18 protein-coding genes and 1 riboswitch are annotated in these 23265 nt (G+C 67.0%); of the genes, 12 read left to right on the top strand and 6 right to left on the bottom strand.

Features of this window, described 5'->3' with window-relative positions; translation table 11 throughout:
* The first annotated feature begins 8 nt into the window (after window positions 1-8).
* Window positions 9-977 (top strand): hypothetical protein, encoded by a 969-nt coding sequence (locus C4S70_RS19000; protein WP_235003701.1) that lies wholly within the window; start codon window positions 9-11, stop codon window positions 975-977.
* An 8-nt stretch (window positions 978-985) separates the two neighbouring features.
* Entirely contained in the window at window positions 986-2668 is a 1683-nt protein-coding gene (locus C4S70_RS04380; protein WP_235003699.1) for a hypothetical protein, read from the top strand.
* Between the two features lie 112 nt (window positions 2669-2780).
* On the opposite strand, the gene C4S70_RS04375 is transcribed toward C4S70_RS04380, so the two are convergent.
* Window positions 2781-3707, bottom strand: a complete 927-nt coding sequence (locus tag C4S70_RS04375; RefSeq protein ID WP_104006877.1) for a LysR family transcriptional regulator — start codon at window positions 3705-3707, stop codon at window positions 2781-2783.
* 100 nt (window positions 3708-3807) lie between these two features.
* On the opposite strand from C4S70_RS04375, the gene C4S70_RS04370 reads away from it, so the two are divergent.
* From C4S70_RS04370 to C4S70_RS04360, 3 genes are all read left to right on the top strand, one after another.
* Window positions 3808-5037, top strand: coding sequence for a urate hydroxylase PuuD (locus tag C4S70_RS04370; protein WP_104006876.1), 1230 nt, complete (start codon window positions 3808-3810; stop codon window positions 5035-5037).
* A gap of 175 nt (window positions 5038-5212) precedes the next feature.
* Window positions 5213-6997, top strand: coding sequence for an autotransporter assembly complex protein TamA (locus tag C4S70_RS04365; RefSeq protein WP_235003697.1), 1785 nt, complete (start codon window positions 5213-5215; stop codon window positions 6995-6997).
* The gene (locus tag C4S70_RS04360) at window positions 6997-10419 is read left to right on the top strand and encodes a translocation/assembly module TamB domain-containing protein (protein WP_104006874.1); all 3423 of its coding nucleotides are present in this window, start codon (window positions 6997-6999) and stop codon (window positions 10417-10419) included. Before C4S70_RS04365 ends, C4S70_RS04360 begins: the two co-directional genes overlap by 1 nt.
* 3 nt (window positions 10420-10422) lie before the next feature.
* On the opposite strand, the gene C4S70_RS04355 is transcribed toward C4S70_RS04360, so the two are convergent.
* Window positions 10423-11220, bottom strand: a complete 798-nt coding sequence (locus C4S70_RS04355) for a DODA-type extradiol aromatic ring-opening family dioxygenase (protein ID WP_104006873.1) — start codon at window positions 11218-11220, stop codon at window positions 10423-10425.
* Window positions 11221-11312: 92 nt separating this feature from the next.
* Window positions 11313-11666: a hydroxyisourate hydrolase gene (uraH, locus tag C4S70_RS04350; protein WP_104006988.1), complete on the bottom strand. Its 354-nt coding sequence runs from the start codon at window positions 11664-11666 to the stop codon at window positions 11313-11315.
* Between the two features lie 143 nt (window positions 11667-11809).
* Between uraH and puuE the strand changes: the two genes are divergently transcribed.
* Window positions 11810-13219 (top strand): allantoinase PuuE, encoded by a 1410-nt coding sequence (gene puuE, locus C4S70_RS04345; RefSeq protein ID WP_104006987.1) that lies wholly within the window; start codon window positions 11810-11812, stop codon window positions 13217-13219.
* 106 nt (window positions 13220-13325) lie between these two features.
* Window positions 13326-13811, top strand: a complete 486-nt coding sequence (locus tag C4S70_RS04340; protein WP_104006872.1) for an ureidoglycolate lyase — start codon at window positions 13326-13328, stop codon at window positions 13809-13811.
* Window position 13812: 1 nt separating this feature from the next.
* Here C4S70_RS04340 and C4S70_RS04335 read toward each other — a convergent pair whose 3' ends face one another.
* From C4S70_RS04335 to C4S70_RS04325, 3 genes are all read right to left on the bottom strand, one after another.
* Window positions 13813-14793 carry a type I glyceraldehyde-3-phosphate dehydrogenase gene (locus C4S70_RS04335; RefSeq protein WP_104006871.1) on the bottom strand — a complete coding sequence of 327 codons (981 nt, stop codon included), beginning with the start codon at window positions 14791-14793 and terminating at the stop codon, window positions 13813-13815.
* Between the two features lie 53 nt (window positions 14794-14846).
* A complete protein-coding gene (locus C4S70_RS04330; protein ID WP_104006870.1) occupies window positions 14847-15173 on the bottom strand; it encodes a hypothetical protein in 327 nt (108 codons plus the stop codon).
* 76 nt (window positions 15174-15249) lie between these two features.
* Window positions 15250-16083 (bottom strand): bifunctional allantoicase/(S)-ureidoglycine aminohydrolase, encoded by an 834-nt coding sequence (locus tag C4S70_RS04325; protein ID WP_104006869.1) that lies wholly within the window; start codon window positions 16081-16083, stop codon window positions 15250-15252.
* Between the two features lie 153 nt (window positions 16084-16236).
* Window positions 16237-16324, top strand: a riboswitch (glycine riboswitch).
* A gap of 157 nt (window positions 16325-16481) precedes the next feature.
* Between C4S70_RS04325 and gcvT the strand changes: the two genes are divergently transcribed.
* From gcvT to C4S70_RS04300, 5 genes are all read left to right on the top strand, one after another.
* Window positions 16482-17603, top strand: coding sequence for a glycine cleavage system aminomethyltransferase GcvT (gene gcvT / locus C4S70_RS04320; protein ID WP_104006986.1), 1122 nt, complete (start codon window positions 16482-16484; stop codon window positions 17601-17603).
* Window positions 17604-17623: 20 nt separating this feature from the next.
* On the top strand, window positions 17624-17983 hold the full coding sequence (gcvH, locus tag C4S70_RS04315) for a glycine cleavage system protein GcvH (RefSeq protein ID WP_104006868.1): 360 nt from the start codon (window positions 17624-17626) through the stop codon (window positions 17981-17983).
* 97 nt (window positions 17984-18080) lie between these two features.
* A complete protein-coding gene (gene gcvP / locus C4S70_RS04310) occupies window positions 18081-20930 on the top strand; it encodes an aminomethyl-transferring glycine dehydrogenase (RefSeq protein ID WP_104006867.1) in 2850 nt (949 codons plus the stop codon).
* 235 nt (window positions 20931-21165) lie between these two features.
* On the top strand, window positions 21166-22401 hold the full coding sequence (locus tag C4S70_RS04305) for an acyl-CoA dehydrogenase family protein (protein WP_104006866.1): 1236 nt from the start codon (window positions 21166-21168) through the stop codon (window positions 22399-22401).
* A gap of 7 nt (window positions 22402-22408) precedes the next feature.
* Window positions 22409-23218, top strand: a complete 810-nt coding sequence (locus C4S70_RS04300) for a thioesterase family protein (RefSeq protein ID WP_104006865.1) — start codon at window positions 22409-22411, stop codon at window positions 23216-23218.
* Window positions 23219-23265: the final 47 nt, after the last annotated feature.

Here is a 23265-nt window from a genome sequence, read left to right as displayed (position 1 = left end):
AGTTCGCGATGACAGATTCGGTCCAGTCCTCCCGCCTTTTGCTGCTGCTGTTGCCGCTGGCCCTTGCCGCCTTTGGGCTGGGCGGCTGGTGGCTGGGGGCCAGATTGTCGGACGCTGCCTCGGCCCGCGTGGTGCAGGCCGTCGCCGTCCCGCCGCTGCCCGTGCCGGAGCGGCCGTTGACGGTGTTTCACCTGGGCCATTCGCTGGTCGGCCGCGACATGCCGGCCATGCTGGCGCAGCTCGCGCCCGAGGGGCACCGGTATCACAGCCAGCTGGGCTGGGGCGTTTCGCTGAAGGAACACTGGGAGCCCGATCTGCCGATACGAGGTTTCGAGCAGGAGAACCGCCATCGGCAATATCGCGATGCGAAAGAGGCTCTGGCATCGGGGGATTACGACGCCGTTGTCCTGACCGAGATGGTCGAGATCCGCGACGCGATCCGTTACCACGACAGCGCCGAATACCTTGCGCGCTGGGCGAAGTATGCGTGGTCCGGCAACCCCGACGCACGGGTTTACCTCTATGAGACATGGCACAATCTGGACGACCCGCAGGGATGGTTGCAGCGGCTGGACGGCGACCGCGCGCGATATTGGGAAGGCAGGATTCTGCGCCCGGCGATCGCGCGCACCGGGCGGCCGATCTACATGATCCCGGCCGGTCAGGTGATGGCGCGGTTCGTCCGTGCGGTCGAAGAGCGGGGCGGCGTCGGCAATATCCCGGACCGCACGGCGCTGTTTCGGCGCAATCCGGACGGCACGCAGGACACGATCCATGTCAACGATCTGGGCGCCTATCTGGTGGCGCTGACCCATTACGCGGTTCTGTATCACAGATCGCCGGTCGGCCTTCCGTTCAGCCTGCGTCGCGCCGATGGACAACGGGCGGATGCGCCGTCCGGCGATGCGGCCAGATTGATGCAGGAGATCGTGTGGGAGGTGGTCCGATCGGACCCGTTGACGGGCGTCGGGCAGTGATGATCCGGGTGCTTCTTCTTCTCTTCGCCCTGCTGGGCGGGGCGGTGCACGCCGCGGACGGGGACAACCCGCCGATGGCGATCAACCTGTCGGGGGTGAACGATTATGCCACCCAGCAGCCGTTCATCGACGTGTTCAAGTCGGCCCGGTCCTGGATCGGCCACAAGCCCGGCCAATGGGGCGGGGCCACGCATGAGGATCTCGAGGCGGCGGGATATCTGGACGAAAACGGCTGGCCGCTGGAAATCCCGCCGGAGCTGTCTTCGATCGGCACGGTGATCCTGACCGACTTGCCAAAAGAGGCGGTTTCGCTGGCCGGACGCTATCGGCTGACATTCGATGGCGACGGCATCGTCGAGGTCGGGGGCCGCGCCCGCAATGTCCGTTACGGGCGCAACGAGGTCTGGTTCGACTTTGCGCCCGGTCCGGGGTCGGTTGACATCCGCATCCAGCGAACCGACCGCAAGCGCACGGGCGACCATGTGCGAAACATCCGCGTGGTCAAGCAGGAAAACATCCGCGCATACGAGGCCGGCGCGATGTTCAACCCGCTTTTCCTGGACCGATTGCAGGGGTTCGAGGTTCTGCGTTTCATGGACTGGATGCGCACCAACAACTCGACCCAGTCGCGTTGGCAGGACCGGCCGAAGCCCGACGATTATACCTATTCGCGCAAGGGCGTTCCGGTCGAGATCATGGTGGAACTGGCAAATCGCACCGGGGCGGATGCGTGGTTCTGCATGCCGCATCTGGCCGATGACGACTATGTGCGCCGGTTCGCGTCGCTGGTGCGCGACCGGCTGTGGCACGAGCAGAAGGCCTGGGTGGAGTTGTCCAACGAGGTCTGGAACTGGCAGTTCGATCAGGCCCGCTGGGCCCGGCAGGGCGGGATCGACCGATGGGGCAACGACAAGGCGTGGATGCAGTATTACGGGATGCGCGCCAGCGAGATCGCGGATATCTGGCAGGAGGTCTTCGGCGCGGCGACCGAGACGCGGCTGGTGCGGGTGGTGGCGAGTCAGGCCGGCTGGCTGGGGCTGGAGCGCGATATCCTGGAGGCGCCGCTGTGGATGGCCGAGCCGGACGCAGCGGGGCGCAAGCCGCCTTATGCGCATTTCGATGCCTATGCGGTGACTGGCTATTTCGGGTACAATCTGGGGCGCGAGGACCGGGTGGACATCGTGCGCGCCTGGCTGGACGAGAGCCGCCGCGCCGCCGAGGCGGTGGCGGACGAGGAGGGGCTTTCCGGCGCGGCGCGGGCGGACTTCGTGGAGGCGCATCGGTTCGACGTGGCCTTTGCGCTGGCCGCGGCCGAAGCGCGCGACGGGCTGGCGAGCGATGACCCCGAAGGCACTCTGTCGGATCTGCTGACGCGGATTTTCCCCTATCACGCCCAGGTGGCGGAGCGGCACGGGCTGGATCTTGTGATGTATGAGGGCGGCACCCATGTCGTCGGGCTGGGGGCCGTGGTGGAGGACAAGGAACTGACCGAGTTCTTCATTGGCTTAAACTACAGCGCCGAGATGGGGGAGCTTTACCGCGAACTGATCGCGGGGTGGTATGCGGCCGGTGGCGTGTTGTTCAACGTCTTTGCCGATGTCGCCAAGCCCGGCAAGTGGGGCAGCTGGGGGGCGTTAAGGTACCTTTCCGACGAGAACCCGCGCTGGGCAGCGATTTCGGCGTTTCGCTGAACGGCATGCGGTTTCGGGTCGCTGGCGCGACCCGACCGATGCGAGGGGGCGCTGCCCCCTCGCGCTCCCCCGGAGTATTTTGCGCAAGATGAAGGGAATGGGGACGCGGATTTCAGCGGGCGGCGGCGGCCTCGGCAGTCCTGACTACGGCGGCGAGGCGTTCGCAGATGAAGTCCATGAACAGCCGCGTCTTTGGATCCTGATGGCGGCGGTGGGTGTAAAGGCAGGCCATCTGCACCGGCTCGGGCGGGGTGTCTGTGGCGACCGGGACGAGCGCGCCCGAGGTCAGGTGTTCTGCCACCTCGAACACCGGTTTGAGCGCGATGCCGCGCCCCGCGAGCGCCCAGCCGGTCAGGACGTCTCCGTCATCGCATTCGTAGCGGCCCGAGACGGTGAACTTGCGCGGGCCGTCGGGGGTGACGAGCTGCCAGCGGAATTCGGTGGCGCCGGGATAGCGCAGGTTCAGGCAGTCATGGCCGTCGCGGACGAGGTCATCGCCGCTCTGCGGCATGCCGCGGCGCTCGACATAGGACGGGGAGGCGCAGAGTATTCGGCGGCAGTCGGCGATCTTGCGGATGCGCAGGGTGCTGTCCTGAGGCTGTCCCAGGAAGAAGGCGAGGTCGAGCCCCTCGCCGGGCAGGTCCACGTTGCGGTCGGTGAGCCGCAGGCGCAGGGTGATTTCGGGATAGGTGTCCAGAAACTCCGGAACCTGCGGCGCCAGCAGTCGGCGCCCCAGCCCCAGCGGCGCCGCGACGAAGAGCGTGCCGCGCGGGTTTTCGGTGAGGTCCATCACGCGCGCCTCGGCCGCTTCGACCGAGTGCAGCACCTCGACGGCCCCCTCGTAGAAGGCCCGCCCCTGTTCGGTGGGGGTCAGGCTGCGCGTGGTGCGCTGAAACAGCCGTACGCCCAGGTGATCCTCGAGCTGCGAGATTCGCGCCGAGGTGACGGCGGGCGATATCCGCAGGTCGCGCCCGGCGGCGGACATGCTGCCCAGTTCATAGACGCGGACAAAGGTGCGGATGTTGTCAAGATAGGACATTTTTCCGGAAAACTTGATACAGCTTGGCAATATCCGGCAATACCGAACAATCGCGGATTTGCCTAGCCTGTGCGCAGCCTTGCAAGGAGTCGTCTGTCCGATGATCGAAACCGCCATCCTGTGGGACTGGGCCGCCTTCGCGGTGCGCTGGCTGCATGTGGTCACCGCGATCGCCTGGATCGGGTCGTCCTTCTATTTCATCGCCCTGGACCTAGGGTTGCGCAAGGCGGCCGACCTGCCGCCCGGCGCCCATGGCGAGGAATGGCAGGTGCATGGCGGCGGGTTCTACCACATCCGAAAATACCTGGTCGCGCCCGAACAGATGCCCGAGCATCTGACCTGGTTCAAATGGGAAAGCTATTCCACGTGGTTGTCCGGTGCGGCGCTGCTGGCGATCGTCTACTGGGCCGGGGGCGAGCTGTTCCTGATCGACCCGGCCAAGGCGGATCTGGCGCTGTGGCAGGCGATCGCGATCTCGGCAGCCTCGCTTGGGGTTGGCTGGTTGGTCTATGACCGGCTGTGCAAGTCCGGGCTGGCCGAGCGGCCGACGGTGCTGATGTTGCTCTTGTTCGTGCTTCTGGTGGCGATGGGCTGGGGCTACAACCAGGTGTTCACGGGGCGCGCCGTGATGCTGCATCTGGGCGCGTTCACCGCGACGATCATGACCGCCAACGTGTTTTTTGTCATCATTCCCAACCAAAAGTTGGTGGTGGCCGACCTGATCGCGGGGCGCACGCCGGATGCGAAATACGGAAAGATCGCCAAGCTGCGCAGCACCCACAACAACTATCTGACCCTGCCGGTGGTGTTTCTGATGCTGTCGAACCACTACCCGCTAGCCTTTGCCTCGCCCTGGAACTGGGTGATCGCGGCACTGGTGTTCCTGATGGGGGTGACGATCCGGCACTGGTTCAATACCCGTCACGCCCGCGCCGGCAGCCCGTGGTGGACCTGGGGCGCGACCGCGGCGCTGTTTGCGGCGATCGTGTGGCTCTCGACCCTGCCGGGGGCCGAGACGATCGAAGAGGCCGAGGCGCGCCCGATGACGCCCGCCGAGGCGCGGCTGGCCTCGGCCCCGGGATTCGATGAGGTGTTCGACGTGGTGCAGGGGCGCTGTGCGATGTGCCATTCGCGCGAGCCGGCCTGGGACGGGATCGCGCGCGCGCCCAAGGGCGTCGCCTTCGACACACCGGCGGATGTCGCCCGTCATGCGCGCGAAATCTACCTGCAGGCGGGGCGGACCAATGCCATGCCCCCGGCGAATGTCTCCTTCATGGAGTCCGAGGAGCGCGCGGCAATCCGGCGATGGGTCGGGGCCGCGGGGCTGTGACGCGGCGCGATCGGCGAGGTCTTGCGCTAAACGCCTGTGGTCGGACGGTCGCCTGCATTGATCCTTTCCCCGGCTGAGGGGCGCGGTATAACTTCGACCCGTGGCGGTCCGAGCAGGATCGGGCCGCATGCGGTGCGAGGGCGGTGGAGTGGCTGGTTTGCCCGGACGGAAACGATTGCGCAGGCTGATCGGCGCGGGCTGTCTGTTCCTGATGCTCGGGGGCGTTCCCGCTGCGGCGTTCGAGGCCACGCTTGTCGCACCGGGGGCGTCTGATGAGCTGAAAGAACGGCTGTCCAACGCCTCTGCCGTGCTGGCGGCGCAGTCGCTGGGGCGGGTGAGCGTTCACGAGTTGCTGGCGGCTGCCCGGTCCGATTACCGGACGCTGGTGCAGGTTCTCTATGACCAGGGCCATTTCTCCCCCGTCGTGCACGTTCTTCTGGACGGGCGCGAGGCGGCCTATGTCAAGCCGCTGGATCTGCCGTCCAGCATCAACCGGATCGAGATCAGGGTCGAACCCGGTCCGCCGTTCCGTTTCGGACAGGCCCGGATGGCGCCGCTGGCGCCGGGCACCGAGCTGCCCGAGGATTTTGCCCCCGGTCGCCCGGCTTCGACGGCGGTTCTGGAGGAAGCGGGGATTGCCGGTATCCGGGGATGGCGGTTCCAGGGACACCCCAAGGCCCGGCTGGGCCGGCAACGCATCGTCGCCCACCACAGCGAGGCGAAACTGGACGCCGACATCGAACTGCTGCCGGGGCCGCAGTTGCGGTTCGGCCAGATGCATGTCGGTGGCCAGACGGCGGTGCGCGAAGGGTCGATCCGGCGCATTGCCGGGTTTCCGACGGGGGAAATCTATCACCCGGACACGGTGCAGAAGGTCGGCACGCGCCTGCGTCGCACCGGCACGTTTTCGTCAGTCACCCTGCGCGAACGGGACGCACCCAACCCCGACGGCAGCCTGGATTTCGACGCCGAATTCCAGGATCTGCCGCCGCGCAGGATTTCGTTCGGGGGATCGCTGTCGTCGCGCACGGGGCTGGAACTGAGCGTCTCATGGATGCATCGCAACCTGTGGCACGGGGCCGAGCGGTTGCAGCTGGACGCACGCATCCGCAACATCGGCGGGCAGGAGGATCTGGAGGGCCGGATCGGGTTCCGGCTGGAGCGCCCCGATCGGTTCGGGCCGGATGACAGCCAGTTCTACACCGGCGAGCTGGAAACCCGTGACCGCACGAATTACCAGGTGCAGCGCGGCGTTCTCGGGGTCGGCGTGCGGCGGTATTTCTCGGACCGGGTGCGTGGCGATGCATCCATCGGGCTGGCCTATTCCAACTCGGACGACGCCTATGGCAGCAACCGCAAGTTCCGCTATCTCGTCTTTCCGATCCGCATGGAGTGGGATCGCCGCGACAACAAGGTTTCCGCATCCGGCGGCACATATCTGGCGGGCGGCCTGATCCCCTTCATTGGCTTTTCGGGCAGCGATTCGGGCGGGCAGGTGACGGCGGACGCCCGCGCCTACTTGAGTCCGGGGGGGTCGGACCGGTTCGTTCTGGCGGGGCGCGTGCAGCTCGGTTCCGTTCTGGGGGCACCGGTTCGCAACGTGACGCCGGAACTTCTGTTCTTTTCGGGCGGGGCGGGTACGGTGCGCGGCCAGCCTTATGAATCGCTGGGGTTGCCGGTCGGCACGGCGGTCGGCGGCGGTCGGTCCTTCCTGGGCCTCTCGGCCGAGTTGCGCGCCAAGGTGACCGAGAAGATCTCGGTCGTCGGGTTCTATGATTCCGGGGCCGTCGACGACAAGGTGTTCGTCACATCGCTGGCCGAACGTCATTCCGGCGCGGGGCTGGGCCTGCGCTATGACGTGGGCGGGCTGGGACCGGTTCGGCTGGATCTGGCCTGGCCGGTCGGCGGGACGACAGGCAAAGGCGTGCAGTTCTATCTGGGCATAGGGCAGGCGTTCTGATGCGGGTTCTGGGATATGCGGTTCTGCTTGTGCTCGCGATCGCCGGGATGGCGCGGGCGGAGGACGACAAGACCCTGCTGGAGAGCTTTCTCGAGGATACCCTGTCGGGCGACAATCGCACAATCACGGTGCGGGGACTGTCCGGGGCGCTCAGCGCGCGCGCCACGATAGAGGAGTTGACGATATCGGACGATGCGGGCGTGTGGCTGACCATGAGGGGCGCGGTGCTGGACTGGAACCGGCTTGCGCTGCTGCGCGGACGGTTTTCGGTCAATACGCTGGGCGCCAAAGAGATCATCATCGCCCGCCCGCCCGGCAAGACCACGCAGCCGACCGAACTGCCCACGCCCGAGGCGCAGCCTTTCCGGCTGCCCGAGCTGCCGGTTTCGATCGAGCTTGGTGAAATCTCGGTGGATCATCTGGTGCTGGCAGAGCCGGTTCTGGGGGTGGCGGCGGATCTGAACGTGGGCGGCGCGCTCAGGCTGGAAGCGGGTGTTCTGGACGCCACCCTTGCCATGACCCGGCTGGACCGGGCGGGCGACGGGGCAAGGCTGGTGGCGCAGTTTTCCAACGAAACCCGCATCATCAATCTTGACCTGGCGGTGCGCGAAGACGCGGGCGGGCTGATTTCGGCCGCGCTGCGAATGCCGGACCGGCCGTCGCTGAGCCTGACCGCCAAAGGGCAGGGGCCGATCGAGGACTTCACCGCCGACATCGCGCTGGCCAGCGCCGGGGTTGACCGGGTGACAGGCCGGGTCCGCCTGCGGGGCATTGCGCCGACCGAAGGCGGTGGCGCGGCCGGGCGCGGGATCGGGTTCGACGCGCGGCTCGAGGGCGATGTGACCCCGTTCCTGCAGGCGGATTATCGCCCCTTCTTCGGCGACGACGCACGGTTCGTGCTGTCCGGCTGGCAGGCGGGTGACGGACGGCTCGAGATCAGCGCGTTGTCGGTCGACTCGGATGCGCTGCGGCTGGACGGGGCGTTGGCAATGGCGGCAGGCGGTCGGTTGGAGCGCGCGGACCTGCGCGGACGGATCGTTCCGCCGGGCGGGGAAGCGGTGGTGCTGCCGATGCCGGGGCCGCGAACCGAACTGCGCCGCGCCACGGTCGAGCTGCGCTTTGACCGGGCGGCGGGCGCGGACTGGATGGCGACGGCCGAGGCTCTGGGGCTGGCGCGGCCGGGGGTGCGCATCGACCGGGCGGTGCTGGCGGCGTATGGTCCCATCGACGCCGACCCTGGCGAAGTTTTGCGCGGAAAGCTGCGCGGCGCGCTGGAGGGCATCGCGCTGGACGACCCGGCGCTGGCGGGTGCGGTGGGGGACGGTCTGCGGCTGACCGGCGGGTTTGCCCTGAAGGATGCGCAGGGGCTGCGGTTTGAGCGGCTGGAACTGACCGGCGTGGATTACCGGGCAACCGTCGATGGCGCGGTGCAGGGACTCGAAACCGGCTTTGCGGTCGAGGGCACCGCCGCGGTGGCCGCGGCGGATCTGTCGCGGTTCTCGGCTCTGGCGGGACGCGATCTGGGCGGGGCGATGGAGGCACGCCTCACCGGGCGCGGCGCGCCGCTGTCGGGCCGTTTCGACCTCGTGCTCGAGGGTGCTGCGCAGGATCTGCGGGCCGGTGTGGACCGGCTGAACCCGCTGACGGCCGGTGCCACGACGCTGCGGCTGGACGCGAAGCGGGACGAAACCGGGCTGACCATCCGCGATTTTCGCATCAATGGCACGCAGATATCGGCCTCGGGTCAGGGGCGCCTGCGGTCGGGCGACAGTGCGTTGCGCCTTGAGGCGCGGCTGGCCGATCTGGCCCTGCTCGATCCGCGCCTGGAGGGACCGTTGACTTTGCAGGGCGACCTCGCGCGGGGGACACGCGGATGGACCGGGCAGGTTTCGCTCCGCGGTCCGCACGGGTCGCGCGCGGATCTGGACCTTGACGCGCAGGACGAGAGCCGGGCGGAGCTGCGTTTTGACGCCGAGCTCAGGCGGCTGGAGCGGCTGGTGCCGGAACTGACCGGCGCGCTGACGGCCAGCGGGCGGGCGCAGCGCGGGGCGAAGGGGCTGTGGACCATTGTCGGGCAGGCGCAGGGGCCCAGCGGGATTGCCGCGCGGGTTTCGGGTACCTGGTCCGAACCGACGGGAGAGGCCGATTTGACCATCAACGGCAAGCTGCGGCTGGATATCGCGAATCTGTTCATCGCGCCCAACTTCGTCAAAGGGGACGCGACCTTCGACCTGACCCTGAAGGGTGCGCCCGCGCTGGACAACGTGACCGGCACGATTGCCACCAGCGGCACGACGCTTGCGATCCCCGCCGCAGCGCAGACAGTCCGGCATATCGACGCACGGATCGCCGTCGCCCGGTCGCAGGCGGAGCTGGCCCTGAGCGGCGATCTGGGCGCGGGGGGCAGCTTTCGTGTGTCCGGTCCGGTGGCGCTGACCCCTCCCTTCGACAGCCGGATCGCGGTGGATCTGCTGGCGCTGGGGCTGACGGACAATCTCAGCGTCACCACCTCGGCGACCGGGCAGGTGGTCTATGCCGGCCCCTTGGGCGGCGACGGGTCGCTGTCCGGCCGGATCGATTTCGGCGACACCGACATCAACCTGAATGCGATCGGCGGGTCGGTTGGGGCAGCGCCGATTCCCCCCATCGTCCATGTGGGCGAACCGGCCGCCGTGCGGGCGACCCGCGCCCGCGCCGGGCTGATCGAAACGGAAAAGGCCGGCAAGGGGCCGGTGATCGCGCTTGACGTGACGCTGGCGGCGCTGAACCGGGTCTATGTGCACGGTTTCGGGCTTCAGGCCGAAATGGGTGGCCTGATCCGCGTCACAGGTTCCACGAAAAAGGTCGAACCCGTGGGGCAAATCGAGCTGATCCGGGGCACGCTCAGCCTGCTGAGCCGGCGGATGCGGCTGACCAAGGGGGTGATCTCGCTGCAAGGCGGGCTGAACCCCTATGTCGAATTCGCCAGTTCCACCAGCACCGACGAAGGCACCGCCACGATCGAGATCTCGGGTCCGATGAACGCGCCCGAAGTCAAGGTGTTTGCCGAACCCGAACGCCCGGCGGAAGAGGCGCTGGCCATGCTGCTCTTTGGCAACCGGTTTTCGCAGATGTCGCCGCTGGTGATCGCGCAGATGGCGGCGTCGCTGGCGCGGTTGGGCAGCGGTGACGCGGCGACCCAGGGCGTCAAGAAGGCCACCGGCGTCGATACGATCAGCGTGGGCGAGGACGAAACCGGCGCGCCGAGCGTCACGGTCGGCGGCTACCTGTCCGAAAACATCTATACCGACGTGACCGTGAACACCCAGGGCGAAACCGAGTTGAACCTCAATTTGGACCTGAATGAAAACCTCAGGGCCAGGGGCACGGTGGACAATGCCGGTGACACCGCCCTTGGCCTGTTCTTCCAGCGCGACTACTGAGCCTCAACCGAACCGATAGTTCGAGGCCGTCACGCCGCCGAACAGCCCCCTGTCGTGATAGGTGCGCCTGGCCGGTTCGTCCTCGGCCGCGCCGAGTGCCACGAACAGCGGCACGAGGTGATCCGCGCGCGGATGGCAGGTGCGGGCGTGCGGGGCGCTCTCCCAGTCCAGCACGGCGGCCAGCCGTTCGGCCGCGGGCAGGGCCATCGTCTGGGCCAGCCAGGCGTCAAAAGCCTCGGACGGCTCGCGCGCGGCCGGCCCCATGAGGGCCAGATTGTGATAGCTCAGCCCCGAGCCGAGGATCAGCACGCCCCTGTCGCGCAAGGGCGCCAGCGCGCGCCCCAGTTCCACATGCGTGGCCGGGTCATGGTCGCGCCGGATCGAGACCTGAAAGACGGGAATGTCGGCATTGGGATACATCACCGCAAGCGGCGCAAAGGTGCCGTGGTCGAACCCCTGTTCGTCATCCAGCCGCACCTTCAGCCCCGCGTCCCGGATAAGGGCGGCGGTTTCCTCGGCCAGTTCGGGCGCGCCGGGGGCGGGATAGACGATTTCATACGTCTCCGGGGGAAAGCCGTAATAGTCGTAGACCATTGGCGGGCGTTCGGCGTGCATCACCGCGAACGCGTCGTCGGTTTCCCAATGCCCCGAAACCGAAAGGACCGCCAGCGGCGCGGGGATTTCGCGCGCCATCGCGGCCAGCGCGGTTTCGAGCTCCGCCAGCTGCGCCCGCAGTTGCGGCAGCCAGGGCCACGGTCCTCCGCCATGCGAGATGAAATAGGTGGGTAGCCGGTCGGTCATGGGGGATCCTGCGTATTTCATTCCCCCTCAAGATACGGTCGGGTCCGCCCGTTTCACAGACGCATCGGCGAACAGCCGCTGTGCAGAGGCGATCAGCTGCCGCGATAGGTGGAATAGCCGTAGGGCGACAGAAGCAGCGGCACATGATAATGGGCGGCCTGCGCCATGCCGAACCGGATCGGGATCAGGCCCAGGAAGCGCGGCTCTTCCGTCGGGGTGCCGACGGCATCCAGATAGGCGCCGGCGTGGAACACCAGTTCGTATATCCCGATGACGAATTCACGGGCAGGCAGGATCGGCTCGTCCGTGCGCCCGTCGTCATTGGTCACCAGCGTGCGCAGATGGTGCCGGTGATCCCCGTCGATCCGATAAAGGTCGATCGTCATCCCCGCCGCCGGCCGTCCCCGCGCGGTGTCCAGAACATGGGTGGTCAGATATCCGCTCATGGTGTTCTCCCTGTCTCCGAGTCCCACCTGCCGCACGACCGAGATTTGCGCAAACCCGCGCGGTTTAACAGTGTTTTCGCGAGAATTTGAAAAACGGCCGCGACAGGGCGGGGTATCACCCGACCATGACCCCGGAGGACAGCATGAACAGATACCCGCGCGACATGATCGGCTACGGCGCCACCCCGCCCGATCCGCTATGGCCCAACGGCGCGAAGATTGCCGTTCAGATCGTCCTGAACTACGAAGAGGGCGGCGAAAACTGCATCCTTCACGGCGATGCCGCGTCCGAGGCCTTCCTGTCCGAGATCGTCGGCGCCCAGCCCTGGCCCGGCCAGCGCCACTGGAACATGGAATCGATCTACGAATACGGGGCGCGGGCCGGGTTCTGGCGGCTCCACCGGCTGCTGAAGGATCTGCCGATCACGGTCTATGGCGTTGCCACCGCGCTGGCGCGGTCCCCCGAGCAGGTGGCGGCCATGAAACAGGCCGGATGGGAGATCGCCAGCCACGGGCTGAAATGGATTGAATACAAGGACTTCTCTCCCGAGGACGAACGCGCTCACATGGCCGAAGCGATCCGCCTGCATACAGAGGTCGTCGGCGAACGCCCGCGCGGCTGGTATACGGGGCGTTGTTCGGACAACACCGTGCGGCTCGCGGCCGAAGAGGGCGGCTTTGCCTATGTCGCGGATTCCTATGCTGATGATCTGCCCTACTGGATGCGCGTCGGCGACCGCGACCAGCTGATCGTGCCCTATACGCTCGATGCCAACGACATGCGCTTTGCCACGCCGCAGGGGTTCAATTCGGGCGATCAGTTCTTCGCCTATCTGCGCGACAGCTTCGACGCGCTTTATGCCGAGGGGCAGGCCGGCGCGCCGAAAATGATGTCGGTTGGCCTCCATTGCCGGCTGATCGGGCGACCGGGACGGATCATGGCCCTAAAACGCTTTCTGGACCACGCGCGCGGCCATGACGACGTCTGGTTCGCCACGCGCCTCCAGATCGCCGAACACTGGGCCGCCACACACCCGCCGAGGCACCGTCCGCGCCCGTCGCGGATGTCACGCGAGGACTTCGTCAAACGCTTTGGCGGCGTATTCGAACACTCCGCATGGGTGGCCGAACGCGCTTTCGACCTCGAACTCGGCCCCGCCCATGACACCGCTGCGGGGCTGCACAACGCGCTGGCCCGCGCCTTCCGCTCGGCCAGCGAATCCGAACGCCTCGGCGTGCTGCTCGCCCACCCCGATCTCGCCGGCAAGCTGGCGCAGGCCAAACGCCTCACGCCCGACTCCACCGCCGAACAGGCCAGCGCCGGGCTGAATGCGCTCACCGACGCCGAACGGGTCACCTTCACCGAACTGAACGCCGCCTACCGCGCGAAATTCGGCTTCCCCTTCATCATCGCCGTGCGCGACCACGACAAGGCATCCATCCTCGCCGCCTTCCAACGCCGCCTCGACCACGACCGCGACACGGAATTCGCCGAAGCCTGCGCACAGGTCGAACGTATCGCCGAACTGCGCTTGCGCGAGATGCTGCCATGACCTGCTGCTTCTTTCTGGTCGAAAATACCCCGGGGGGAGTCCTCGAAGCCCGCTTCGAGGACGGGGGGCTGGCCCCCCTCACCCTCCGTGCCACAAGGCCTGCCGAATGAAAACGATCCGCCCCCGCCCCCTCACGCCCGCCGAATTCGCCCCCTTCGGCGATGTGATCGACACGCGCGGCCAACCGGACATGGTCATCAATCAGGGCCAGTGCGGGCGCTACCATGATCGCGCGCAACTCGACTTCGCGGACGGCCGCGCCGGGATCAGCCTGTTCGTCGCCACCCCCCGCAGCCTGCCCTACCGGCTGGAGATGGTCGAACGCCACCCGCTGGGCAGCCAGACCTTCATTCCCATGACGCACCAGCCGTTTCTCGTCATCGTGGCGCCGGATGAGGCCGGCACCCCCGGCGCGCCGCGGGCCTTTCTCACCGAACCGGGGCAGGCGGTGAGCTACCATCGCGGCACTTGGCACGGGGTGCTGACCCCGCTGCACGCGCCCGGTCTCTTCGCCGTGGTGGACCGAATCGGGCCGGGCGAAAACCTTCAGGAATACTGGTTCGACACCCCCTGGATCGTCGAAGCGCCCTGACTCACGCCATCAGCCGCGCCACGTCCAGCATCCGGGCGGAAAAGCCCCATTCATTGTCATACCAGCCGAACACGCGGGCCTGCCGGTCGCCCACCATGCGCAGCTCGGGCTCCGCGATCACCAGCGATTCAGGCCGTCCGCGCAGGTCCGACGATACCAGCGGCTCGTCGATCCAGCCCAGCACCGGCGAGGCCCCGGTCGCCGCGCGCAGGGCGTTGGCAAAGTCTGCTTCGCCCATCGGACGGGCCAACTGAACCACCAGATCGACCGAGGACACGCTGGCCGTGGGCACACGCACCGCCGCGCCGCTGATCCGGCCGGCCAGTTCGGGCAGCACCTCGGTCACCAGATGCGTGGCGCTGGTGGTGGTCGGCACCATCGACAGAGCCCCGGCCCGGCTGCGGGCGAAGTCGCCACGCGGGGCGTCCACCATCGGCTGGCTGTTGGTGTAGCAGTGGATCGTTGTCATATGTGCCCGCTCCACCCCGGCAACCCGGTCGATCACGCGCAACAGCGGCGCCAGCGCATTCGTCGTGCACGAGGCATTGGACACGATCCGCGCATTGCCCAGCCGGTCTTCGTTGGCGCCCAGCACCACCGTTACCTCGGCCGCCGGCGAGGGGCCGGAAATCAGCACCTTGCCCGCGCCTGCCGTCAGCCCTCGGGCCGCCACGTCCGAACTGCGCGCAACGCCGGTGCAGTCCAGCAGCACGTCCACGCCCGTCAGATCCACCTGCGACAGGTCTTCGGCATGGGACACCGGGATTACGCGCCCGTCCACCTCCAGCGCCGCCGCGCCGGTTCGCACCTCGCCCGGATAGGGGCCAAAGGTGCTGTCGTAACGGAACAGATAGGCCAGCATCTCCAGCGGCGCGATGTCGTTGATCAGCACCACCTCCACCGGCCCCGGCTGCGGCCGGGTCAGGATCTGCCTCAGAACCGTGCGGCCGATCCGGCCGAATCCGTTGATTGCGATCTTCATGGATGCGGAATGTCAGGGGCGGCGGACGGTCTCAATACCCGCGCCCTGCGCCATCAGTTGCAGGCGACCTGGACGTAGAACGCGCCCGTGTCGGTCTGATACATGGTGGACCGGACCACCCGGCAGCCGGTGGCGGCGTTGATCGCGCGGGTCGCCTGCAGCGTCCGTGACGCCGCCGGCCGCCCGAACGGGTTGAGGCCATTGTTGTCGCGGACGGCCTTCCATGTGGCCGGTTCCTCGCCGACCTGCACCACGGCCCATTCGCGGCCCATCACCGTCACCGTCTTCGTCGGCTGTTCGTTCGCGACCGGCAGCGCATCGCAGGCGTTCAGAAAACTGGCGCTCAGCAGCAGGAGGGCGGCAAGGGCAGGGCTTGTCATGGTGTTCTCCGGTCGTACGACTCCACGGCCCGGACTGTTCCACATCCCCGCGCCGCTGTGAAGCCCGCGCCGCCGCTCAGCGCCGCGACAGTTTCAGCGGCATGTGCCGGTTCACGTCCTTGTAGAGCAGATAGCGGAACGGTCCCGGCCCGCCGGCATAGCAGGCCTGCGGGCAAAACGCGCGCAGCCACATATAATCGCCGGCCTCGACCTCGACCCAGTCCTGGTTCAGGCGATAGACGGCCTTGCCCTCCAGCACATACAGACCGTGCTCCATCACATGTGTTTCGGCAAAGGGGATCACCGCGCCGGGCTGAAAGGTGACGATGGTCACATGCATGTCATGGCGCATGTCGGCGGGATCGACGAACCGGGTGGTGGCCCAGCGGCCTTCGGTTCCCGGCATCGGTGTGGGCGCTATGTCGCGTTCGTTGGTGACGAAGGGATCGGGCGCGGGGATATCCGGGGCGGGCTCATAGGCCTTGCGGATCCAGTGGAACCGGGCGGCGGGGCCGGCGTGGTTGTGCAGGGTCCAGTTGCATCCCGGCGGCAGATAGGCATAGCCGCCGGGTTCCATCACATGCGGCGCATCGCCGATGGTCAGCGTCACCGCGCCATCCACCACGAACAGCACCGCCTCGGCCTGCGGATCGGTTTCTGGCCGGTCGCTTCCGCCGCCGGGCTGCACCTCCATGATGTAATGCGAAAAGGTTTCGGCAAATCCGGTCATGGGCCGCGCGATCACCCAGGCCCGCATGTCGGCCCAATGCGGCAGAAAGCTGGTGACGATGTCGCGCATGGTGCCGCGCGGAATCACGGCATAGGCATCGGTGAACACGGCCCGGTCGGTCAGGAGCTGTTCCTGCCCCGGATGGCCGCCGGTGGGGGCGAAATAGGTTCGGTCCGTCATCGTGCTGGTCCTGCCGCTGTGGTCGCCGACGATTTGATCGCGCCCCGCGCCACGACGCCAGAGCGCGCCGCAAGACAGGTCTGTTCCGGTTTTTTGAAACTGTGCGCGGGCAGAATCGGGGTTGAGGCCGGGGCGGGCGACCGCTATTGTATGCGCGAGCATGCGGGAGAACCGGCAACAGCCGGTGCCGAAGGAGCAACCGCCCCGGAAACTCTCAGGCCGCAGGGACCGTGTGTTCGAAACAGCACTCTGGAGAGAGGCGCGAAAGCGTCCGCCGAAGGGATAACGATCTCAGGCAAAAGGACAGAGGGGGCATCGGTTGGCGCATTCCGCGCCATGTCATTCGATGCCGCATGATTTTCCGTGAAATCGTGTCGGTCGGGGAAGAGGACGGGCACATGACGGATCTGCTCAGGACGCCACTTTATGACCTGAACGTGGAACTCGGGGGCAAGATGGTCCCCTTTGCCGGCTACGAGATGCCAGTGCAATTCGCCGGCATCATGGCCGAGCATACGCACACCCGCGAAAAGGCCGGTCTGTTCGACGTCAGCCACATGGGGCAGGTGATCCTGTCCGGTGCGCCGATGGCGCAGATCGCCGCCGCGTTCGAGCGGCTGGTGCCGATGGACGTCGTCGGCCTGGCCGAGGGGCGGCAGCGCTATGGGCTGTTTCTGAACGACGCGGGCGGGATACTTGACGATCTGATGTTCTCCAACCGGGGCGATCACCTGTTCGTCGTGGTCAACGCCGCCTGCAAGCAGGCCGACGTGGCGCGTATGAAGGCCGCGCTGGAGCCGGCCGTCACCGTCACCCATGTCGAGGACCGCGCGCTGCTGGCGTTGCAGGGGCCGGAGGCCGAGCGCGTGCTGGCCGCGATGAACCCGGCGGCGGCCGAGATGCGGTTCATGGATGTGGCGACGCTGGAACTGAACGGCGTTGAATGCTGGGTGTCGCGGTCGGGCTATACCGGCGAGGACGGCTATGAAATCTCGGTGCCCGGCGATCAGGCCGAGGCGCTGGCGCGGGCGCTGCTCGCGCATGAGGACGTGGCGCCGATCGGGCTGGGGGCGCGGGATTCGCTGCGGCTGGAGGCGGGGCTGTGCCTCTATGGCCACGACATTGACGAAACCACCACGCCGGTCGAGGCCGCTCTGACCTGGGCGATCCAGAAGGCTCGCCGCGCCGGGGGCGCGCGCGAGGGTGGCTTTCCGGGCTCGGACGTGGTGCTGAGGCAGATGGCAGAAGGCGCGCCGCGCCGCCGGGTCGGCCTGCGCCCGCAGGGGCGCGCGCCGATGCGCGAAGGGGTCGAGATCTTTGCCGCGCCCGAAGGGGGCGAACCGGTGGGCCGGATCACGTCCGGCGGCTTCGGCCCGACCGTCGGCGGGCCGGTGGCGATGGGCTATGTGCCCACCGAACTGGCCGCGCCCGGCACGGAACTGTTCGGAGAGTTGCGCGGCAAGCGGCTGCCGCTCAAGGTGGAAACGCTGCCCTTCGTGGCGGCCAGGTTCAAACGCTGAAGTCCAAGGGGAATGAGGACATGAAATATACCGAAGAACACGAATGGCTGCTGCCCGAAGGCGACCTGCTGGTTGTGGGCGTCACGGAACACGCCGCCGAACAGCTGGGCGACGTTGTGTTCGTGGAACTGCCCGAACCGGGCACCGAGGTCGCCAAGGGCGACGAGGTCGCCGTGATCGAGAGCGTCAAGGCGGCGTCGGACATTCTGGCCCCGGTGGACGGCGAGATCGTCGAGGTGAACGAGGCGCTGACCGACAATCCGGGCCTGGTGAACGAGGATCCCCTGGGCAAGGGCTGGTTCTTCAAGATGAAGCCGGCGAACATGTCGGACATCGACGATTTCATGGACGAAGCGGCCTACAAGGAATTCATCGGCTAGGCCGCCGCCGCATCCCGCCGGGCCGATCCGGCGGGATTTCTTTTGGGAAGGAGACTGGCGCGCCGCATGGCCGCGCCCGAAACGGGAGTGACCGGGCATGACCTTCAAGCCGACCGACTATCTGCCCTATGATTTCGCCAACCGCCGCCATATCGGCCCTTCGCCCGCCGAGATGGACGAGATGCTCAAGGTCGTCGGCGTCGAAAGCCTCGACGAACTGATCGACCAGACCATCCCGGCCTCGATCCGGCAGAAGGAGCCGCTGGATTTCGGCAAGCCCAAATCGGAACGCGAGCTGATCTGGCACATGCGGCAGGTGGCGTCCAAGAACAAGGTTCTGACCTCGCTGATCGGGCAGGGCTATTACGGTACGATCGTGCCGCCGGCGATCCAGCGCAACATCCTGGAAAACCCGGCCTGGTATACCGCCTATACCCCCTATCAGCCCGAGATCAGCCAAGGGCGGCTCGAGGCGCTGCTGAACTTCCAGACCATGGTGAGCGACCTCACGGGGCTGGAGATTGCCAACGCCTCGTTGCTTGATGAGGCCACCGCCTGCGCCGAGGCGATGACCATGGCCCAGCGGGTGGCCAAGTCCAAGGCGAATGCGTTCTTCGTGGATGAAAACTGCCACCCGCAGAACATCGCCGTCATCAAGACCCGCGCGCGGCCCCTCGGCATCGAGGTGATCGTCGGCGCGCCCGAGGATCTGGAGCCGGAAAAGGTGTTCGGTGCGATCTTTCAGTATCCGGGCACTTATGGGCATCTGCGCGACTTCACCGCGGAAATGGAGGCGCTGCACGCGGCCAAGGCAATCGGCGTGGTGGCGACCGACCTCATGGCGCTGACGCTCTTGAAGGAACCCGGAGCGATGGGGGCCGACATCGCCGTCGGCAGCGCCCAGCGGTTCGGGGTGCCGGTGGGCTATGGCGGCCCGCACGCCGCCTTCATGGCTACGCGCGAGAAATACGTCCGCGCCATGCCGGGCCGGATCGTCGGGATCAGTGTGGACAGCCACGGCCACCGCGCCTATCGGCTGGCGCTGCAGACGCGCGAACAGCATATCCGGCGCGAAAAGGCCACGTCGAATGTCTGCACCGCGCAGGCGCTTCTGGCGGTGATGGCGTCCTTTTACGCGGTGTTCCACGGCCCCGAGGGGCTGAAGGCGATTGCCCAGCGGATCCACCGCAAGACGGTGCGGCTGGCCCGCGTGCTGGAGGCCGCCGGGTTCGAGGTCGAGCCGCGCGAGTTTTTCGACACGATCACCGTCGAGGTGGGGCTGTTGCAGCGCGGCGTGCTGCAGGCGGCGGTGCGCGAGGGCATCAACCTGCGCCGTGTGGGCGAGACCAAGGTCGGCATCTCGCTGGACGAGATGACCCGCCCCGCCACGATCGAGGCGGTCTGGCGCGCCTTTGGCATCATCCTGAAGGACGATCATCTGACCCCGGAATACCGGCTGCCCGATGCGCTGATCCGGCAGAGCAGCTATCTGGATCACAAGGTCTTTCACATGAATCGGGCGGAAACCGAGATGGTGCGCTACATGCGCCGTCTGGCCGACCGCGACCTTGCACTGGACCGGGCGATGATCCCGCTGGGGTCGTGCACGATGAAGCTGAACTCGGCCGCAGAGATGATGCCCGTGTCGTGGCGCGAGTTTTCCCAGATCCATCCCTTTGTGCCGAAGGATCAGGCCGAGGGATATGCCGAGATGATTCGGGATCTGTCGGAGAAGCTGTGCACCATCACCGGTTATGATGGCATGTCGATGCAGCCCAATTCCGGCGCGCAGGGGGAATATGCGGGGCTGTTGACGATCGAGGCCTATCACCGCGCCCGCGGCGAGGGGCATCGCAACATCTGCCTCATCCCGATGAGCGCGCACGGCACCAACCCCGCCAGCGCGCAGATGGCGGGGATGAAGGTGGTGCCCGTGAAGACCGCCGAGAACGGCGACATCGACGTGGAGGATTTCCGCGCAAAGGCCGAGCAGCATTCGGACAATCTCGCGGCCTGCATGATCACCTATCCCAGCACCCATGGCGTGTTCGAGGAGACGGTAAAGGAGATCTGCGACATCACCCATCAGCATGGCGGGCAGGTCTATATCGACGGGGCGAACCTGAATGCGATGGTGGGGCTGGCGCGGCCCGGCGATCTGGGCGGCGACGTGAGCCACCTGAACCTGCACAAGACCTTTGCCATCCCGCATGGCGGCGGTGGGCCCGGCATGGGGCCGATCGGGGTCAAGGCGCATCTGATCCCCTATCTGCCCGGTCATCCCGTGACGGGGGGGAAGGAAGGGCCGGTTTCGGCCGCGCCCTTTGGCTCGGCCTCGATCCTGCCGGTCAGCTGGGCCTATATCCTGCTGATGGGCGGCGAGGGTCTGACCCAAGCCAGCCGGGTCGCGATCCTGAACGCCAACTACATCGCCGCGCGGCTGGAGGGGGCGTATGATGTGCTCTATCGCGGCAAGAACGGCCGGGTGGCGCATGAGTGCATCATCGACACCCGCCCCTTTGCCGAAAGCGCGGGGATCACGGTGGATGACATCGCCAAGCGGCTGATGGATTGCGGGTTCCACGCGCCGACGATGAGCTGGCCGGTCGCCGGGACGCTGATGATCGAGCCCACCGAGAGCGAGACCAAGGCGGAACTCGACCGGTTCTGCGAGGCGATGCTGGTGATCCGCGAGGAGATCCGCGCGATCGAGGAGGGGCGGATGGATCCCGAGAACAACCCATTGAAGAACGCGCCGCACACGATGGAGGATCTGGTGCGCGAATGGAACCGGCCGTATTCGCGCGAGCAGGGCTGCTTTCCGCCGGGGGCGTTCCGGGTGGACAAGTATTGGCCGCCGGTGAACCGGGTGGACAATGTCTGGGGCGACCGGCATTTGGTGTGCACCTGCCCGCCGATGGAGGCCTATTCCGAGGCGGCGGAGTAGTCGCCGCGCACTGTTTTCAGAAAGTGGCGGGCCTTGCGGCCCGCCGCGTTTCATGAACCACCCGGCCCCTTGGGGCCGGGTGGCGGTGCCTCCGGCGGGGGTATTTGCGACCAGAAAGAAGCAGGCGGGTTCCGCTGTGCGGACCGGTGTTTTGACGTGCCGTCACGCGGGTTTGGGCATTGCATGGCGCGGTTCGTCATGGTCCGATCTCGGGGAACGATCGGGAGGAGCAGAGATGGACATGCATTTCGGGATGCGGCCGGAGAACCGCGCGCTGCTGGAACGGGTCAAGGAGATGATCCGCGACGAGGTGATGCCGCTGGAAGAGGAATATCACGCGGAGATCGACAAGGGCGACCGCTGGCAGTTCACGGAGCGGCAGACCGAGATTCTGGAGGGGCTGAAGGCCAAGGCCAAAAGTCAGGGGTTGTGGAATTTCTGGCTGACCGACAGCGAGCGGGGATTCGGGCTGACCACGGTGGAATACGCGTTTTTCGCCGAGGAGATGGGCAAGACGCCGCTGGGCGCCGAAGTGTTCAACTGCTCGGCCCCGGACACCGGCAACATGGAAGTTCTGGAGCGCTATGGCAGCCCGGCGCAGAAGGCGGAGTGGCTGGAGCCGTTGCTGGAGGGCAGGATCCGGTCGGCCTATCTGATGACCGAGCCGGACGTGGCGAGTTCGGATGCGACCAATATCTCGATGTCCTGCGTGCGGGACGGCGATCAATATGTTCTGAACGGAGAGAAGTGGTGGTCCTCCGGTGCGGGCGATCCGCGCTGCAAGGTCTATATCGTGATGGTCAGGACTGGAGGCGAGGACCAGCCCCGGCACAAGCGGCATTCGATGATCCTGGTGCCCGCCGGGACGCCGGGCGTCGAGATCCTGCGGCCGATGCAAGTCTATGGCCATGACGACGCGCCGCACGGGCACATGCATATCCGGTTCACCGACGTGCGCGTGCCGGTGGAGAACATGATCCTGGGCGAGGGCCGCGGCTTCGAGATCGCACAGGGGCGGCTGGGGCCGGGGCGGATTCATCACTGCATGCGGGCGATCGGGCAGGCCGAGGCGGCGCTGGAGCGGATGTGCCGGCGGGCTCTGGAGCGAGAGGCTTTCGGAGAGAAGCTGGCGCGGCTTGGCGCGAATTACGACATCATCGCCGAGTGCCGGATGGAGATCGAGATGGCGCGGCTGTTGTGCCTCAAGGCGGCCTGGTACATGGACCAGGGGGATGCGCGCGCGGCGGCGCCATGGATTTCGCAGATCAAGGTGGTGGCGCCGCGGGTGGCGCTCAAGGTGATCGACGAGGCAGTGCAGATGCATGGCGGGCAGGGAGTGTCGCAGGACACGCCGCTGGCCGATGCCTGGGTGCATGTGCGCACGCTGCGGCTGGCCGATGGCCCGGACGCCGTGCACCGCCGGCAGATCGCGCGGACCGAATTGAAGAAATACACCCAGGAAAAGGTCTGAGGGCGACATGGCGGTGGCCGACCCGCACCGCGTGGCCTATTTCACGCGGGATGCTGACGGCGTCTTTCGCGGCAACGATCCGGCCCGGGGGCCGTGGTCCGAGGATCACTGTCACGCCGGGCCGGTCACCGGGCTGGTGGCACGCGCGGCCGAGGCCCTGGCCGGGCCGGAGAAGATGCTGACCCGGCTGACGGTCGATTTCCTCAGGCCGCTGCCGGTTGCCGGATTGCGGGTCGAGGGCACGCTGATCCGGTCCACGCGCACGCTGGCCGCCACGCGGGTCAAAGTGCACGGTCCGAACGGCGGGCTGTGCGCGCAGGCGACGACCATGCATCTGGTGCGCAAGGCGCTTGCGGGCGTTCCAACCACCCCCGCCGCGCCGCCCGACTTTGACGGTGCGGTGCAGGGGTCCTTTTCCATCGCGGAAGGTCGCCATGACCGGCCGATGTTCGCGGATTTCACCGAGATCCGGTTTCCGCCCGGCGAAGATTCGCGGCCCGGCCCCACGACGCTGTGGATGCGTACGCCGCGGATCGTGCAAGGCGAAGACCCCTCCCCCATCCAGGCGCTGTGCCCGCTGGCCGATTGCGGCAACGCCATTTCGCGCAATGCCGAACTGTCCGAGATGGGGTTCATGAATACCGACCTGACATTGCAGGTCCATCGCGCGCCGGAAGGGCGGTGGTTCGCGTCGCAATCGGTTTCCTATTGGGAACCGACCGGCATAGGGATGTCGCATTCCGTGCTGTTCGACCGCAACGGGCCGGTTGGCGCGGCGCTGCAAACGCTGGTCCTGCATCCGGTGGCCCAAAGGTGAAAGGGCCGGTCTGATTGCCACAGGCGCGGGAAAGTCGGGCCGGAACG

Origin of the sequence: Jhaorihella thermophila, from assembly GCF_900108275.1 — a bacterium.
Taxonomy (GTDB): Bacteria; Pseudomonadota; Alphaproteobacteria; order Rhodobacterales; family Rhodobacteraceae; genus Jhaorihella; species Jhaorihella thermophila.
The sequence above is the reverse complement of the archived record's forward strand: the minus strand, read 5'-3'. Positions and strand labels throughout refer to the sequence as shown.

Bases quoted from the DNA above. Each gene is read 5' to 3' on its own strand.
- C4S70_RS19000 (WP_235003701.1), top strand. From the start codon at position 9: ATGACAGATTCGGTCCAGTCCTCCCGCCTTTTGCTGCTGCTGTTGCCG.
- C4S70_RS04375 (WP_104006877.1), bottom strand. From the start codon at position 3,707: ATGTCCTATCTTGACAACATCCGCACCTTTGTCCGCGTCTATGAACTG.
- C4S70_RS04370 (WP_104006876.1), top strand. From the start codon at position 3,808: ATGATCGAAACCGCCATCCTGTGGGACTGGGCCGCCTTCGCGGTGCGC.
- C4S70_RS04360 (WP_104006874.1), top strand. From the start codon at position 6,997: ATGCGGGTTCTGGGATATGCGGTTCTGCTTGTGCTCGCGATCGCCGGG.
- C4S70_RS04355 (WP_104006873.1), bottom strand. From the start codon at position 11,220: ATGACCGACCGGCTACCCACCTATTTCATCTCGCATGGCGGAGGACCG.
- uraH (WP_104006988.1), bottom strand. From the start codon at position 11,666: ATGAGCGGATATCTGACCACCCATGTTCTGGACACCGCGCGGGGACGG.
- puuE (WP_104006987.1), top strand. From the start codon at position 11,810: ATGAACAGATACCCGCGCGACATGATCGGCTACGGCGCCACCCCGCCC.
- C4S70_RS04340 (WP_104006872.1), top strand. From the start codon at position 13,326: ATGAAAACGATCCGCCCCCGCCCCCTCACGCCCGCCGAATTCGCCCCC.
- C4S70_RS04335 (WP_104006871.1), bottom strand. From the start codon at position 14,793: ATGAAGATCGCAATCAACGGATTCGGCCGGATCGGCCGCACGGTTCTG.
- C4S70_RS04330 (WP_104006870.1), bottom strand. From the start codon at position 15,173: ATGACAAGCCCTGCCCTTGCCGCCCTCCTGCTGCTGAGCGCCAGTTTT.
- C4S70_RS04325 (WP_104006869.1), bottom strand. From the start codon at position 16,083: ATGACGGACCGAACCTATTTCGCCCCCACCGGCGGCCATCCGGGGCAG.
- gcvT (WP_104006986.1), top strand. From the start codon at position 16,482: ATGACGGATCTGCTCAGGACGCCACTTTATGACCTGAACGTGGAACTC.
- gcvH (WP_104006868.1), top strand. From the start codon at position 17,624: ATGAAATATACCGAAGAACACGAATGGCTGCTGCCCGAAGGCGACCTG.
- gcvP (WP_104006867.1), top strand. From the start codon at position 18,081: ATGACCTTCAAGCCGACCGACTATCTGCCCTATGATTTCGCCAACCGC.
- C4S70_RS04305 (WP_104006866.1), top strand. From the start codon at position 21,166: ATGGACATGCATTTCGGGATGCGGCCGGAGAACCGCGCGCTGCTGGAA.
- C4S70_RS04300 (WP_104006865.1), top strand. From the start codon at position 22,409: ATGGCGGTGGCCGACCCGCACCGCGTGGCCTATTTCACGCGGGATGCT.